General features: G+C 68.1%; 14 protein-coding genes. 9 read left to right on the forward strand and 5 right to left on the reverse strand.

Annotated elements, in window-relative coordinates; all coding sequences use genetic code 11:
* Nucleotides 1-27: 27 nt before the first annotated feature.
* From NO931_RS10735 to NO931_RS10750, 4 genes are all read right to left on the reverse strand, one after another.
* On the reverse strand, nucleotides 28-1,056 hold the full coding sequence (locus NO931_RS10735; RefSeq protein WP_256392333.1) for an LLM class flavin-dependent oxidoreductase: 1,029 nt from the start codon (nucleotides 1,054-1,056) through the stop codon (nucleotides 28-30).
* 68 nt (nucleotides 1,057-1,124) lie between these two features.
* Nucleotides 1,125-2,444, reverse strand: coding sequence for a hypothetical protein (locus NO931_RS10740; protein WP_256392334.1), 1,320 nt, complete (start codon nucleotides 2,442-2,444; stop codon nucleotides 1,125-1,127).
* Nucleotides 2,445-2,565: 121 nt separating this feature from the next.
* A complete protein-coding gene (locus NO931_RS10745) occupies nucleotides 2,566-3,312 on the reverse strand; it encodes a class I SAM-dependent methyltransferase (RefSeq protein WP_256392335.1) in 747 nt (248 codons plus the stop codon).
* A 3-nt stretch (nucleotides 3,313-3,315) separates the two neighbouring features.
* Complete coding sequence (locus NO931_RS10750) at nucleotides 3,316-4,212, reverse strand: thiamine-phosphate synthase family protein (protein ID WP_256392336.1); 897 nt, start codon at nucleotides 4,210-4,212, stop codon at nucleotides 3,316-3,318.
* 162 nt (nucleotides 4,213-4,374) lie between these two features.
* Between NO931_RS10750 and NO931_RS10755 the strand changes: the two genes are divergently transcribed.
* Together NO931_RS10755 and NO931_RS10760 are read left to right on the forward strand one after the other, a co-directional pair.
* Nucleotides 4,375-5,436, forward strand: coding sequence for an ABC transporter ATP-binding protein (locus NO931_RS10755; protein WP_256392337.1), 1,062 nt, complete (start codon nucleotides 4,375-4,377; stop codon nucleotides 5,434-5,436).
* Complete coding sequence (locus NO931_RS10760) at nucleotides 5,433-6,329, forward strand: ABC transporter permease subunit (RefSeq protein WP_256392338.1); 897 nt, start codon at nucleotides 5,433-5,435, stop codon at nucleotides 6,327-6,329. Before NO931_RS10755 ends, NO931_RS10760 begins: the two co-directional genes overlap by 4 nt.
* A gap of 194 nt (nucleotides 6,330-6,523) precedes the next feature.
* Here NO931_RS10760 and dcd read toward each other — a convergent pair whose 3' ends face one another.
* Complete coding sequence (gene dcd / locus NO931_RS10765; protein ID WP_256392339.1) at nucleotides 6,524-7,111, reverse strand: dCTP deaminase; 588 nt, start codon at nucleotides 7,109-7,111, stop codon at nucleotides 6,524-6,526.
* Nucleotides 7,112-7,362: 251 nt separating this feature from the next.
* Here dcd and pth2 point away from each other — a divergent pair, with 251 nt between their 5' ends.
* From pth2 to NO931_RS10800, 7 genes are all read left to right on the forward strand, one after another.
* On the forward strand, nucleotides 7,363-7,701 hold the full coding sequence (pth2, locus tag NO931_RS10770; protein ID WP_256392340.1) for a peptidyl-tRNA hydrolase Pth2: 339 nt from the start codon (nucleotides 7,363-7,365) through the stop codon (nucleotides 7,699-7,701).
* Nucleotides 7,701-9,068: a tRNA pseudouridine(13) synthase TruD gene (truD, locus tag NO931_RS10775; protein ID WP_256392341.1), complete on the forward strand. Its 1,368-nt coding sequence runs from the start codon at nucleotides 7,701-7,703 to the stop codon at nucleotides 9,066-9,068. The genes pth2 and truD overlap by 1 nt, the downstream gene beginning before the upstream one ends.
* Before the next feature lie 142 nt (nucleotides 9,069-9,210).
* Nucleotides 9,211-9,702: a zinc ribbon domain-containing protein gene (locus NO931_RS10780; protein WP_256392342.1), complete on the forward strand. Its 492-nt coding sequence runs from the start codon at nucleotides 9,211-9,213 to the stop codon at nucleotides 9,700-9,702.
* A 159-nt stretch (nucleotides 9,703-9,861) separates the two neighbouring features.
* Nucleotides 9,862-10,581 (forward strand): DUF2103 domain-containing protein, encoded by a 720-nt coding sequence (locus NO931_RS10785; RefSeq protein ID WP_256392343.1) that lies wholly within the window; start codon nucleotides 9,862-9,864, stop codon nucleotides 10,579-10,581.
* A gap of 641 nt (nucleotides 10,582-11,222) precedes the next feature.
* Entirely contained in the window at nucleotides 11,223-12,455 is a 1,233-nt protein-coding gene (locus NO931_RS10790; RefSeq protein WP_256392344.1) for an orc1/cdc6 family replication initiation protein, read from the forward strand.
* A gap of 534 nt (nucleotides 12,456-12,989) precedes the next feature.
* Entirely contained in the window at nucleotides 12,990-13,202 is a 213-nt protein-coding gene (locus tag NO931_RS10795) for a DUF8015 family protein (RefSeq protein WP_256392345.1), read from the forward strand.
* Nucleotides 13,203-13,303: 101 nt separating this feature from the next.
* Nucleotides 13,304-13,585, forward strand: a complete 282-nt coding sequence (locus NO931_RS10800) for a 50S ribosomal protein L37ae (protein WP_256392346.1) — start codon at nucleotides 13,304-13,306, stop codon at nucleotides 13,583-13,585.
* Nucleotides 13,586-13,587 lie beyond the last annotated feature (2 nt).

Below are 13,587 nucleotides of genomic sequence, written 5' to 3' on the forward strand. Positions count from 1 at the left end.
GCATTGTCAAGTCCCGTAGCCCCGTTTTCACCGCGGATCGATACCGACCCCTTCGGCGATGAGTTCGTGCGAGCGCAGCGCGTCCTCGTGGTCCGCGAGGACGTGCTGAATCATCATCTCCTCGACGCCGACGCGGTCGGCGAGCTGCTCCAGAAGGCCCGCCAGCGTCTCCGGGCTGCCCGAGATCGCGCGCGGCCACTCGTCGTCGTCGAGCGTCGCCGGCGTCGGCTCGGGGACGCCGCCGAGTTCGTCGATCGCCTCCTCGACCGTCGGCGTCGTGCCGACGACGCCGCGCTGCATCCGCTTGAACGACGCCTCGGCCACCGCCCGGCGCCGCGCCGCGTCCTCGTCGGTTTCGGCGGCGACCGCGTTCACCGCGACCATCCCCGCCGGCTCGTCGACGCCGGCGGCCAGCTCCGACGGCCGGAACTGCTCGCGGTACTCCTCGAACGCGTGGGTGGCGAACTGCGGGCGGATGAACGCCGCGAAGCAGAAGGGCAGTCCGAGCTTCCCGGCGATGGCCGCGCTCGACGTGCTCGATCCGAGCACCCACGGCTCGGGCGGTTCGGCGCCCGAGCGCGGCACCGACAGCTCGCTGTAGGGGTGTTCCTCCGGATAGTCGTCGTACAGGTGGTTGATCACGCTCTCAATCTTCTCGGCGTGATCTTCGTCGGGATTCTCGACGTGTCGCTCGGTCCCCAGCGCGCGGTCCGAGGCCGGCGAGCCGTTCGCTCGCCCGAGTCCGGCGTCGACGCGGCCCGGCGCGAGTCCGTCCAGCGCGCCGAACTGCTCGGCGACCTTGAACGGGCTGTAGTGGTTGAGCAACACCGCGCCGGAGCCGAGCCGGATCCGATCGGTTTCGGCGGCGAGGTGGCCGAGCAACACCTCGGGGGTCGTCCCCGCGAGCCGTTCGGCCATCGCGTGATGTTCGGCCACCCAGAATCGCGAGTAGCCGAGCCGTTCGGCTTGCTGCGCGGCTTCGACCGTGTGTTCGTACGCTTCCGTGGCAGTGCCGCCCTCCGGGACGGGCGAGAGATCGACGATAGAGAGGTCCATGACTTCACTCGGGGATTTCGGGAGAAAACGGTTGGGCTCGTGGTCGGTTCTCGCCGTGAAACGATCGGTCAGGACGCCGCGGCCGCGCCGGTCGTCGCCACCCTGTCCTCGATACGGAACCAGCCGTCGTCCTCGACCTGCGCGTCGACGTCGATCGCGACGCTGCCGTCCGATCCCGAGATCGTGGTCTGCTCTCGGAACTCGTCGGGACCCATCGCGATCGCGACGGTTCGATCGTCGACGCGCTCGACGCTCGTGCGGTCGGCCCAGTCGTCGGTCCGGCCGTCGAGACCGTCCTCGAACGCGGCGACGAACTCGTCGGCCTCCCCCGAAGTCTGCCACCGGAACGTCCAGACGAACGCCTCGGGGGCGCCCCCGCCGTCGCTGTCGAAGGCGATCGCGGAGTCGTTGCCCCAGCCCGCCGCGGCCGCAGCCGCGGCGTCGTCGTCGAGCGAGGCCCGGAGCGCGATCCGGGTGAACAGTTCGCCCTTGCGATCGCGGCTCGTCGCGGTCCACTCGCCGTCCGCGGTGTCGACCGCGATCGACATCGGAAGCTGCTCGCCCGCGGACTCGCCGTGAAGCAGCTCGGCGGTGTTGGCCGGCGGGTCCGCGTACACAGTCTGGAGGTTCGCGGGCGAGTCGAGGCGGTCGTCGACGTACTCGGCGCCGAAGTAGTACGGCGCGACGAAGAACCGATCGCCCGACGCCGAGCGCTCGTAGCTGCGGCGCATCTGCTCGGACTGCAGCGGGACGTCCGAGAGGTGCTTCTCGGTGTACTCGTCGCCGACGTAGGTCGCCCCGCCCTCGATCAGCGCGGTCTTGGTCATCTGCCGGTCGGTCGGCCCCGTCGGCTCGATGAGCCACGCGCCGAACATCGACTCGGCGTACTGGACCGCGTGGGCGTACTCGTGGGCCAGCACCTGCTCGACGACCACGGGCGGCCCGTCGGCCGGTTCGACGTAGACGCCGAACGGCGTCGTGACGCCGCGCGGCCCGGCGCCGCCGTCCGAGACGGAGCCGGCTGCCGACGCGTTCAGAGCCTGCTTGAACGTCGACCGGTCGGTCGCGAACGCCTGGCCGGCGGTCGCCGTCGGCACCCCGACCGTGAGGTCGGGCTGTTCGGCGTCGGAATCCATCATCGTCGCGACGCGATGCCACACCGGATCGGGTTCGATCGGCAGCGACCGCTCGGCGTCGTCAGCGGCATCGTCGTCAGCGTCGCCGGCGTCGTTCGACGCCGGTTCTCCATCGTCGGACGCCGGGGACGAATCGACGTCCGAGGAGTTCGCGGCCACTTCGGCGTCGTTCGGCGGGGATACCGGGGCGGTACAGCCCGCGAACGCGAGCGAGAGAACTGCAAGCATCGCGAGCAGTCGGCGACCGTTCATGTCGTTCAGATAGGACGGATGCGGAATAAAGCTGCCCCTCGACCGGGCGACGGGAACGGTGCGGGCGACGAGACGGAACGTGGCAGTCGGACAGCGAGACGGGGCGTGATGGGCGACGCGCTCAGTCGATCCGACCGCTGGTCAGTCGGACGACGCCGAGCGCGTGCGTTTCGTGGGCGATCGCGCTCGACCTGCTCCGGAGCGCGTCGCGCGCGGCGTCGACCCGCCGATCGAGCGTCGCCTGCGGATCGCGGTCGTAGCGAAGCCGAGTGGTCGGCGGCGTCGAGAGGAGGACCACGGCTCTAAAGAGAGCGTTGACCGGCGCGGCGTACGCCCGGTCGCTACTGGCGGCATCGACCAGAACGACGTTGCCGCCCGCTGTCAGCAGGTCGCACCAGTCGTGGACGGCTGCGGCGGGGTCGTCGAGCATCCCGACGACGAACGTCGCGAGGACGCCGTCGATCGGTTCAGGTTCCGACTCGCCGACTGCACCCGGGATCGGTGGTCGAGCGGCGTCGCCGCGGATCAGGTGAACGTTGTCGTACGCCGCGACGGACTCGCGCGCGCGATCGAGGACCGGACGAGTAAAATCGACGCCGACGACGGTTCCCTCCGGACCGACCTGTTCGCGGAGGTACGGCAGGTTCGCGCCCGTTCCGCAGCCCATCTCGACGACAGTGTCGCCGGGATCGAGTTCCAGCGCCGCGGCCGCCCGTTCGCGGAGCGAGCCGATGCCGGGCGTGTACCGAGCGAGCGCGTCGTACAGCGCCGCCCAGCGACCGTAGAACGACTGCGCGCCGGCCGCCGACGAGTCGCCGGACGCGGATCGGCGTTCGTCGGACGCGGATCGACGATCCGGATCGGTCATCGGTCAGACCAGCGTCCGGATGGCCTCGACGACCGACTCGACGTCCTCGCCGAGCACGTAGACGATCGGCTCGACGCCGAAGCCGCCGGTCTGGTACAGGACGGTCGCGTCGGGCGCTTCCTCGATCGCGGCCCCGATCGCGGCGTCGACGTCCGCCTCGGCGTCGAACTCGACCGTTCGATAGCCCGCGTTCGCGAGCCGATCGACGATCTCCGGATCGTAGCGGAGGTTGACCGCCGCGCGGGCGTCGCTGTCGTGGCGGCGGGCCGCCAGCAGCACCGACGCGACGTGCTCGCTGACGCCGAACTCGGGGTCGCTGGGGATCGTCGCCCGGCCCTTGACGTCGAAGATCCGGCCGGGGACGCCGGCGACGTCGTCGACGCCCTCCGCCTCGGGCAGGCACGCGACCAGATTCGAGCCCACGTTGGGGATCAGGCCGGCGAACCCGCTCGTGGTCTCGATCTTGCGGAGCCCGCGGCGCAGCGCGGCGAGCACGCGCTCGGTCGACCGCAGTTCGTTGTCCGGATCGTGGACCGCGATCGTCGAGTCGTGGTCGGCCAGCTCCGGGATGGCGTCCTCGTGAAGCTTGGCGAGCAGGTCGCCGTCTTCGAGCCGGCGGATCAGCACCTCGACCTCGACGAGCGCCTGCACGGGACGCATGTCCCCCGAGGACAGCCCGTCGGCGATCTCCTCGACCAGATCGACGACGCGCTCGTCGTCGAGCACGCGCTCGTTCAGGCTCACGTCACCGTGGACGTACTTCGAGACGGCGCTCTGGCTGATCCCCAGCACGTCGGCCACCTCGTTCTGCGTCAGTCCCCGCTCCCGGAGCGCTTCGGCGAGCATCGACCGGAACGTGGGGAGGAACTCGTCGACGACGATCTCCTCGATAAATCGCATTCTCTGTCAGAAGTTGGCGCTCCCGGGGCATAACTCTGCGGCTCTGCGGTCGTACCGGGAAGCGGAGGCGGCGGTTCGGAAGAACCAGAGGGTCGGCACAGTTTCAGCGCGTGAAACCGTCGTTCCGGAGTTAATGTGGTGGGTCGTATTCGTCAAAACGAGATGGCAGCGATCGAAACCAGCGGTCTGACCAAGCGGTACGGCGACGTCGTCGCCGTCGACGGCATCGACCTCACGGTCGAGGAGGGCGAGGTGTTCGGGTTCTTGGGCCCGAACGGCGCCGGCAAGACGACGACGATCGACATGCTACTGGACTTCATCCGGCCGACGGAGGGCTCGGCGACGGTGCTGGGGTACGACGCCCAGTCCGAGACCGACGCGGTGCGCCAGCGGGTCGGCATCCTGCCCGACGGCGTCGGGCTGTACGACCGGTCGACGGGCTATCGCCACCTCGAATTCGCGATCGAGTCCAAGGGCGGCTCGGAGACGCCCGACGAACTGCTCGACCGGGTCGGGCTCGACCGCGAGGCCGCCGAGCGACCGGTCGGCGGCTACTCCAAGGGGATGACCCAGCGCCTCACGATGGCGATGGCGCTCGCGGGCGACCCCGACCTGCTCGTGCTCGACGAACCCTCCAGCGGACTCGACCCGATCGGGATCCGCGAGATGCAACAGCTCGTCCGCGAGGAAGCCGAGAGCGGGACGACGGTGTTTTTCTCCAGCCACATCCTCGGGCAGGTGTCGGCGGTCTGCGACCGCGTCGGCATCCTCGACGAGGGGGAACTCGTGACCGTCGACACGATCGAGGGGCTGCGCGAGGAGGCCGGCGTCGGCTCGCGGCTCGTGGTGGAGGTCGGCGGCGGTGGGCGGGCTGAAAACATCGATCTGACGGCGCTCTCTGGCGTCACCGCAGTCGACCGGGAGGACGGGAACCTCGTCGTCTCCTACACCGACGCCGCGGCGAAGGCGGCGGCGATCCACCGGCTGGTCGACGCCGGCGTCGAGGTGCTGGACTTCTCGACCGAGGAGGCGACCCTGGAGGACCTGTTCGCCGCCTACACCGGGACGGACGCCGCGGCGGTGCAGGACGCCGACGCGGAGGCTGGCGAGGAGAGCGGCGGGACAGGCAAGGAGAGCGGCGAGGCTGGCGAGGAGAGCGGCGAGGCGAGCGGTGAGGGGTCCACAGGACGCGTCGCAGCTGGAATCCGAGGTGGTGGCGAATGAGCTGGCAGCTCGTCGCCCGCAAAGATTTCGAGGACACGGTGCGCTCGAAGATGATCTGGTCGATCGTCGCGGTGTTCGTCCTGCTGATGGGGATCGTCGGCGTCGGCACGACCGCCGGCGGGTCGGGCGATCCGACCGCGTCGGACGTGATCGGACTGTTCGTCTCGCTGGCGGGCAACCTGTTGATCCCGGTCACCGCGCTGGTCGTCGGCTACATGGCGATCGTCGGCGAGCGCCAGTCCGGCAGCCTGCGCGTGCTCTTTGGCCTCTCGCACAGCAGGCGAGACGTGGTCGCCGGGAAGTACGCCAGCAGGATCTCGGTGATGGTGCTGGTCGCGCTGGTGACGCTCTCGGTCGCCGCGGTGATGATCCTCGGCATCGTCGGCTCGCTCCCGCTCGGCACGTTCGGGCCGTTCCTCGTCCTTACGGTGCTGCTCGCGGCGGCGTTCACGGCGCTGGCGGTCGGCGTCTCCGCGATGACCGACACGCGCATGCAGGCGATGGGCGGCGCCATCGGTAGCTACGTCGGCTTCGCGCTGCTGTGGCATCCGTTCGTCGCGGGCGTTCACTACCTCGTCGAGGGTGAACTCGCCGGGCTCGACGCGCCGGGTTGGTACTTCCTCCTGCTCCGCCTGGACCCGATGACGGCCTACCGGCAGTCGATCAGCGCGCTGACCGAGCAGTACCAGTGGCCCCTGATCGGCTGGACGAACATCGTCGAGGACATCCCCGCGGAACAGGCGGGCGGTGACAGCCTGCTGCTGACGAACCGCGTCGCCGGCGACCTGCCGTTCTACCTCACCGAGTGGTTCGGCGCGGTCGTGTTGCTGGCCTGGGTCGTCGTCCCGGTCGCGCTGGGCTACTGGCGGTTCCAGCGGGCCGACCTGAACTGAAAACAGCATCAGCGATCGCGGCGAGACGCCGAATCCGCGCCGCGATACGTCGCACAGAAACCCGCTGAACGCCGCGCAATTCGGCCCTCCGCAGACCTCCACGCTTCGGCCCTCCGCAGACCTCCACGCTTCGGCCCTCCGCCGAACTCCACGTCCTTCGCCGCGAAGGTTCGGCGATCACTCCGCGATACGCCTCACTGATCCCCGCCGAACTCCCGATCGCCGCCGATCTTCGACGCTTGCGGCCCGGACTGGTCCTGATACTTCGAGCCGCGTTCGGCGCCGTAGGGGCGCTCGGCAGGGGTCGACAGTTCGGTAAAGGTGAGCTGCGAGATGCGCATGTCGGGCGCGAGCGCGACCGGCGCGGCGCCGAGGTTCGAGAGTTCGAGCGTGATCTGGCCCTTGTAGCCGGGATCGCACAGCCCCGCCGTGGCGTGGACCACGATCGCCAGTCGCCCGAGCGAGGACCGGCCCTCGACGTGAGCGATCAGGTCGTTCGGGATCTCGACGCGTTCCTTGGTCGTCCCGAGCACGAAGTCGCCGGGATGGAGGATGAACTCGCCGCCTTCGTCGACGACGGTCTCGGAGACGTACTCGTCGACCTCCTGGCTGCTATCGGGGTGGATACAGGGGATGTTGGTGCGCTGGAACTCCAGGAACTCGCGGCCGAGCCGCAGGTCGACGCTGGCGGGCTGAATCTGGATGTCCGGGTCGTCGAGCGGCTCGACCACGAGGTCGCCGTCCTCGAGGCGCCGCAGGATGTCCGCGTCCGAGAGGATCATACCGGGTAGGAGCGCACCGGGGGCTAAAATTCTTCCCGACTCTCGGCGTCGGGTTGGCGCGGACGCCGCGGCGTCCCGACGCCGGCTCCGCGCTCTGCTGCGCCCCGACTCCGCGTCGACGCCGACGACGCCGCCGTGACCGCGCCAACGTGACATCGGCTACGTCGGGGCGAGCTTGGCGTCGTCAGTCGCGCCTGCCTCGCGCGGGCGCGATGAGCAATCATATAGGGATCCGCGCGGGAGTCACGAGCATGAAACAGGCGATCGTCGCGCGGACTGACATCGACATGGGGCAAGGGAAACTCGCGGCGCAGGTCGCCCACGCGTCGCTGTCGGCCTACGAGGACACCGGCGAACGAGCCCGACGAGAGTGGAAAGGCGAGGGCCAGAAGAAAGTGGTGCTGAAGGAGGCCGGCGAGCAAGCGCTGTTCGAACTTGCCGACATCGCGGAGCGCAAGGGCCTCCCGCACGCCATCATTCGCGACGCGGGCCACACCCAGCTCGACCCGGGGACGGTGACGGCGCTGGCGATCGGCCCCGGCGACGAGGAACTGATCGACGAAGTGACCGGCGACCTCTCGCTGTACTGATGCGCGAGGCACACCCGACCGAGCGCGCGGTGGGGATGGCGTGGTACGTGAGCGACGCCGACGGTACCGGCGGCCGGCTGCGCGACGCCGACGAGGACTTCCGGGTGCGCGAGATCGAGCGCTTCGAGACCGAGTCGGTCGACGCCGATCCCGGCGGCTACCCCCACGTCGTCCTGCGCGCCGAGCTGCGCGGGTGGGACACCAACGACTTCGCCGCCCGACTGTCCGACGGGCTGGGAATCAGCCGCGAGCGCGTCTCCTGGGCCGGCACGAAGGACAAACACGCCGTGACGACACAGCTGTTCAGCGTCCGCGACGTCGATCCCGACGCCGTCACGGCGTTTCGCGACGCCGCGTCGGAGATCCGCGACGCCGACGTCGAGGTGCTCGGGCGCGCGGGACGGAGCATCGAATTCGGCGACCTGGTCGGCAACGAGTTCGAGATCGTCGTCAGCGACGCCGACCGGCCCGAGCAGGCGGAGGCCGTGGCGTCGGAGCTTCGCTCCTTCGGCGGGGATGAGACGCAGATCGGCGTCCCGAACTACTTCGGCCAGCAGCGCTTCGGCAGCCAGCGCCCGGTCACCCACGAGGTCGGCCTCCACGTCGTGCGCGGCGAGTGGGAGGAGGCCGTGCTGTCGTACGTCGGCAACCCATCCGAAAGCGAGCCGGAGGGGACCCAAGAAGCGCGGGCGCGGGCCGACGACGCGGCGTCGGGCGATCGCGACTGGGGGAGAGTGTTAGAGGACTACCCCCGGCGACTGCGCTACGAGCGCTCGATGCTGCACTCGCTGGCCGAGAGCGGCGGGACCGAGCCCGAGCACTTCCGCGAGGCGCTGGAGACGGTTCCCAGCAACCTCCAGCGGCTGTTCGTCCACGCGGCCCAGTCGTACGTCTTCAATCTGATCCTCTCCGAGCGCCTCGAACGAGGGCTGCCGTTCGACCGCCCGGTCGAGGGCGACGTGGCGTGCTTCTCGGATCGCTCGGCGCCGGGCGAGCTGGTGGTCCCCGACACCGACCGGCTCCAGCGCGTGACCGGAGAGCGCGTCGAGACGATGGCGCGCCACTGCGAGCGCGGGCGAGCGTTCGTGACGGCGCCGCTGGTCGGGACCGAAACGGACCTGGCCGACGGCGAGCAGGGCGAGATCGAGCGGGAGGTCTTAGACGAGTTAGATCTCGACCCCGCCGACTTCGATCTACCCGGCGAGTTCGACTCGACGGGGACGCGACGGGCGATCCTCGTCCGGACCGATCTCGACGTGAGCGTCGAGGGCGACGATGTCGGCGTGAACTTCGCGCTGCCGAAGGGATCGTACGCGACGGTCGTGCTCCGGGAGTTCCTGAAGGCCGATCCGATCGACCTCGGATAGCACGGCGATTCCTGACCTGTCGTCGAGCGATCGAGCGATGACGTCTCCGCAGGTCGGCGCCGCTCCTCTTCGGGTGTCGGTACACCATCCCGCCGGATCGGCGCACGAAGCCTTATCTCCCGCGTCGTGGTCACACCACGTGATGCACAGCCGCCGGCTTCAGGAGCGACTCGACGCCGCGATCGAGGAGGGGTGGCAGATCGAGCGGGAGACGCCGGACCGGGTCGTGCTCGTCCGACGCAGCTACGGCAGCGTCGGCATCCACATCCTGCTGGCCGTGTTCACCGCGTGGTGGTCGTTCGCCGTGTTCAACCTGCTGTACGCCGGCTACTCCTATCTCGAAGAGTCCGAGCGGCGGGTGCTGCGGGAGCCGTCGGAGGAGGTCTGCCCCGAGTGCGGAGCGGCGTCGCGCCCGGGCGCGGAGTTCTGCCGAGAGTGCGGTGCGGACCTCGACCGAGGGGCTATCGGTCGAGGAGCTGCTGATCGAGGGGCGACTGGCGAGACGGCGGGCGAGCCGAGAAGCTGTCCCCAGTGCGATGCGGTGGTCGACGACGGCGACCGCTACTGTCCGAACTGCGGCGCCGAACTGGCCGAGACGGCAGCCAGTCGGCGCGACGAATCGAATGAGGGGTGAGTCGGACGAGTTGTGATGAGTCGAACGAGTTATAGGTCGAGCGACGAGTAACCGACGGGCGAACTCCTGACGAGCAAAGAATGAACGCCCGACGAGCGGCCGGGCGATAGCCGAACGGAAAGCGCGCCGCTTTACCGGGTGGACGCCGTTGCGGCGTACATGGAGTGTGGGCGTTGCGCCAGCTCGCTCGAGCGGCCGGGAGACTACTGTCTGGTCTGTAACACCGGCAACGCCGACACCGTGGTACTCGACCTCGATCGCGACCGGGCGACGGTGACGATGCTCGACGACGACGACGTGCTCGGCGAGACGACGGTGACGACGATGCCCGAGGAGGAGGGCGAGAGCGCGGTGATCGAACTCCGGAACTACGCGGGGAAGATCGCCGACGAGATCCGGCGCAAGCGTCCCGACGAAGTGTACGCGACCGGCGATCGCGAGGTGCTGCGGGCGATCCGCGGCCAGTCCCACCACGAGTTCTACCGCGTCACTGGCGAGGATCCGGTCGAGACGGTGATCGAACGCCGCGGCGAGCGCGCGCTGGAGGTCGTCGACCTGCCGCCGATGGAGAAACTCGGCGGCTCCCACACGACGCTGATCGGTAGTCGGGACGGGCGCCGGGCCGTCCAGACCGTCGCGGAACACCCCCACGTCAAGAAGGTGATCCCGGGGCCGATCGACGCGGGCGGCACCGGCTCCCAGTCCGGACTGCGTGCGAAGGTCACGCGGGCGGACGGGAACGGGAACGTCCGTCTACTGTTGCGGGACGGCTCCAGCGTCCAGGAGAACCGCATCGTGACGACCGCCCGCGACATCGACGGCGGCGAGCGGGTTCGAGAGGATCTCAACGAGGCGCTCGACGACGCTGATCTGTACTGATGGCGCTGACGGTGGCACGAACGTCGCCGGAACTGACGACGTGACACGGAACGGGACGCCGACCCACACACCACCGTGTCGAGTGTTCCTCGGGCGAGCGTGCCGGCTCCTGCAGGCGATTTCTTCTCGTTCGTCGAGGAATCGTCTGACGGAGTCACCCCACGTTGTCGAGTGTTAGCCGAGTACCGGCGGGGCGGGAATGTGATCTCGTTCCGGTCACTCACCCCACCGTGTCGAGTGTTCCGGTCAGGAGGTGGGGAGGGGGTCGACGAGGGAGCGATCTCGGTTCGAACGTTACTTAACGTAGGTAACCGCTAGAAGCAATTCGAACCCCAACAGCGGTCAGTCCGGTGCGAGAGGTTCACGGCGTTGCCTCGTCGTGGTACATGCGCCACGGATCAGTGAACACGGATCAGCGGCCACAGATCAGCGGCCACAGATCAGCGAACACGCGACACGGTGGGGCCAGCAGAAACGACGGCGGCACCGATCAGCGGTGATCGGTCGACGCCGCGACGGTCCGCGATCCGCCCGCTCCGCAAACACTCGACGGGGAGGGGTGTTCTAGTAAATAAAAGTTTATATCACACGACGCACTCGACACGCCGGTTTTATGTAGGACCTGTCCTAGAATTTCGTCAATGCCGCTGTTCGATCGGGACACGACCATCTTCCGCGACGAGGATGTCCTGCGGGAAGACTATCAGCCCGATTCGATCCAGGAGCGCGACGAGGAGCTCGACGCGTACAAGACCGCGCTGCAGCCGGTGGTCAACGGCGCCCAGCCGCGGAACGTCTTCCTCTACGGGAAGACAGGTGTGGGCAAGACCGTCGCGACGCGCTTCCTGCTCGATCACCTTCGCCGGGACGTCGAGGAGTACGACGACGTCGACCTGTCGATCGTCTGGCTGAACTGTAACAACCTCACCAGCTCCTACCAAGTTGCGGCCAATCTGGTCAACGAGCTACGACCGGCCAACGAGCAGATCAGCACGACGGGCTATCCCCAGCAGAAAATTTTCGACATGCTCTACGACGAGTTAGAGCGGTTGGGCGGGACGGTGCTGATCGTACTCGACGAGATCGATCACATCGGAGACGACGACGACCTGCTGTACGAGCTTCCGCGAGCGCGTGCGAACGGCTACCTCTCGTCCGGAAAACCTGGTATCATCGGCATCAGCAACGACTTCAGCTTCCGCAGCGGGCTCTCACCGAAAGTCAAGGACGCGCTCTGCGAGGAGGAGATCCACTTCTCGCCGTACGTCGCCAGCGAACTCGAGTCGATCCTCGAACAGCGCGCCGCGAAGGCGTTGCACGACGACGTCCTCGCCGACGGCGTCCTGCCGCTGTGTGCCGCGCTGGCCGCCCAGGACACCGGGAGCGCTCGACAGGCGCTCGACCTACTCTACAAAGCTGGCGACCTCGCTCGCTCTCAGGACGTGACGGAAGTGACCGAGAAACACGTGCGCGACGCCCAGCGCGCGCTCGAACGCGGCCGGATCAAGCAGGGGATGGTCGAACTCACGCAGCACGGCCACCTCTCGCTGGTCGCCGTGCTGAGTCTCGCACTGGAAGAGGAGACGCCGGCGCGCGTTCGCGAAATCTACCCCAGATACCGCTCGGCCGCCGAGTACGTCGGGACGAATCCGCTGGTTCGACGCCGGATGCACGACCATCTCTCGGACCTGGCGATGCAGGGTATCCTCCACCGGAACACGCGCAACGAGGGGCGAGCCGGCGGGAAGTACTACGTCTACGATCTCGACGTCGCCGTCGAGATGGTGATGGACGTCGTCGACGACCTCGAAACCGTCGACCTGCCGCCGACCGTCGTTCGCCAGGCCGAACAGACTGACCTTACAGCGCACTGAATAGAACTCGTAGCGAACACACGACACGGTGGGGGATGTGATCGGTTCACAGTTCTGAGGCGATCGAGAACTAAGTGACATCGTCTTGCATGGCGATGGCGAGCATCGGTGAGAAATAGGGTACGTAGCGACCAGAGACGAGGGTTTGCGGACGAGGCAACGATCGGGGGCGATGCAATTCTAGGGGACGATGAATTCTGGGCGACGATACGATGTGTGCGGACGACGAGACGCAGTTATATCTCGGTCCAAGAGTCGAGCGTTCACGCTCACACTACCCCCCTCCCGCCTTCTCTCCGGAACACTCGACACGGTGGGGTGGGGGTGCCGATAAGACGCTGCTCGACGTAGCGGTTTCGAGGGGTACACCCTTCGGCCGTAGAACACGCGACACGGTGGGGTGGGGCTGGCGTGTCACATCCGAGCGCTGCCGGTCCCGAACTATAGAATCGCTCCGTCGACCGTCCCTCGACAGCTCGGCACGTCACGACACGCTACTTTTACAAGGAACGTCCTAATTACATCTAATTAGCGATGGCCTCCAGGTACGACGTGGTATTGGCGGTGCTGCCGCTCCTGATCCTGAGCGGCGTCGTCGTGGAGTCGTTCGCGGGAGCGATCGAACACGTCGCCGGCATCGGCGGCGGCGTCGAACAGTTGCCGCTGGTGATTCTCGGCGCCCTCGCTGCGGCCGCGCTGGTCGGTCACGAACTGACGATCTCGCCGCCGACCGCCGAGGAGCACTGAGCGTCGACCCCGCGAGTGTGTCGCCGGTTTCGAGCGCGTCGGCGCCGTGTCCGTCTCGACTCAAAGGGTTTATCCGTGCCGTTGAGCTATCACACGGTACTATGGCCGAAGGCAAGAAGGGACGGACCGGAAGCGCGGGCCGCTTCGGCGCGCGCTACGGCCGGGTCGCCCGCAAGCGAGTCGCCGAGATCGAGAGCGATATGAACGACGACCACACCTGCCCCGAGTGCGGCGGCGACACCATCGACCGCGAGGGGACGGGCATCTGGGGCTGCCGGCGCTGCGGCCACAAGTTTGCCGGCGGTACCTACCGCCCCGAGACGCCGGGCGGGAAGAGCGTCGAGCGATCGATCCGCGCCGCGCTCGCCGAGGACGAGGAGTAACG

The sequence above is a fragment of the Natronoarchaeum rubrum genome, from assembly GCF_024494695.1.

What these genes read in the sequence shown, in the direction of transcription:
- NO931_RS10735 (WP_256392333.1), bottom strand. Translation starts at nt 1,056, where the DNA reads ATGGACCTCTCTATCGTCGATCTCTCGCCCGTCCCGGAGGGCGGCACT.
- NO931_RS10740 (WP_256392334.1), bottom strand. Translation starts at nt 2,444, where the DNA reads ATGAACGGTCGCCGACTGCTCGCGATGCTTGCAGTTCTCTCGCTCGCG.
- NO931_RS10745 (WP_256392335.1), bottom strand. Translation starts at nt 3,312, where the DNA reads ATGACCGATCCGGATCGTCGATCCGCGTCCGACGAACGCCGATCCGCG.
- NO931_RS10750 (WP_256392336.1), bottom strand. Translation starts at nt 4,212, where the DNA reads ATGCGATTTATCGAGGAGATCGTCGTCGACGAGTTCCTCCCCACGTTC.
- NO931_RS10755 (WP_256392337.1), top strand. Translation starts at nt 4,375, where the DNA reads ATGGCAGCGATCGAAACCAGCGGTCTGACCAAGCGGTACGGCGACGTC.
- NO931_RS10760 (WP_256392338.1), top strand. Translation starts at nt 5,433, where the DNA reads ATGAGCTGGCAGCTCGTCGCCCGCAAAGATTTCGAGGACACGGTGCGC.
- dcd (WP_256392339.1), bottom strand. Translation starts at nt 7,111, where the DNA reads ATGATCCTCTCGGACGCGGACATCCTGCGGCGCCTCGAGGACGGCGAC.
- pth2 (WP_256392340.1), top strand. Translation starts at nt 7,363, where the DNA reads ATGAAACAGGCGATCGTCGCGCGGACTGACATCGACATGGGGCAAGGG.
- truD (WP_256392341.1), top strand. Translation starts at nt 7,701, where the DNA reads ATGCGCGAGGCACACCCGACCGAGCGCGCGGTGGGGATGGCGTGGTAC.
- NO931_RS10780 (WP_256392342.1), top strand. Translation starts at nt 9,211, where the DNA reads ATGCACAGCCGCCGGCTTCAGGAGCGACTCGACGCCGCGATCGAGGAG.
- NO931_RS10785 (WP_256392343.1), top strand. Translation starts at nt 9,862, where the DNA reads ATGGAGTGTGGGCGTTGCGCCAGCTCGCTCGAGCGGCCGGGAGACTAC.
- NO931_RS10790 (WP_256392344.1), top strand. Translation starts at nt 11,223, where the DNA reads ATGCCGCTGTTCGATCGGGACACGACCATCTTCCGCGACGAGGATGTC.
- NO931_RS10795 (WP_256392345.1), top strand. Translation starts at nt 12,990, where the DNA reads ATGGCCTCCAGGTACGACGTGGTATTGGCGGTGCTGCCGCTCCTGATC.
- NO931_RS10800 (WP_256392346.1), top strand. Translation starts at nt 13,304, where the DNA reads ATGGCCGAAGGCAAGAAGGGACGGACCGGAAGCGCGGGCCGCTTCGGC.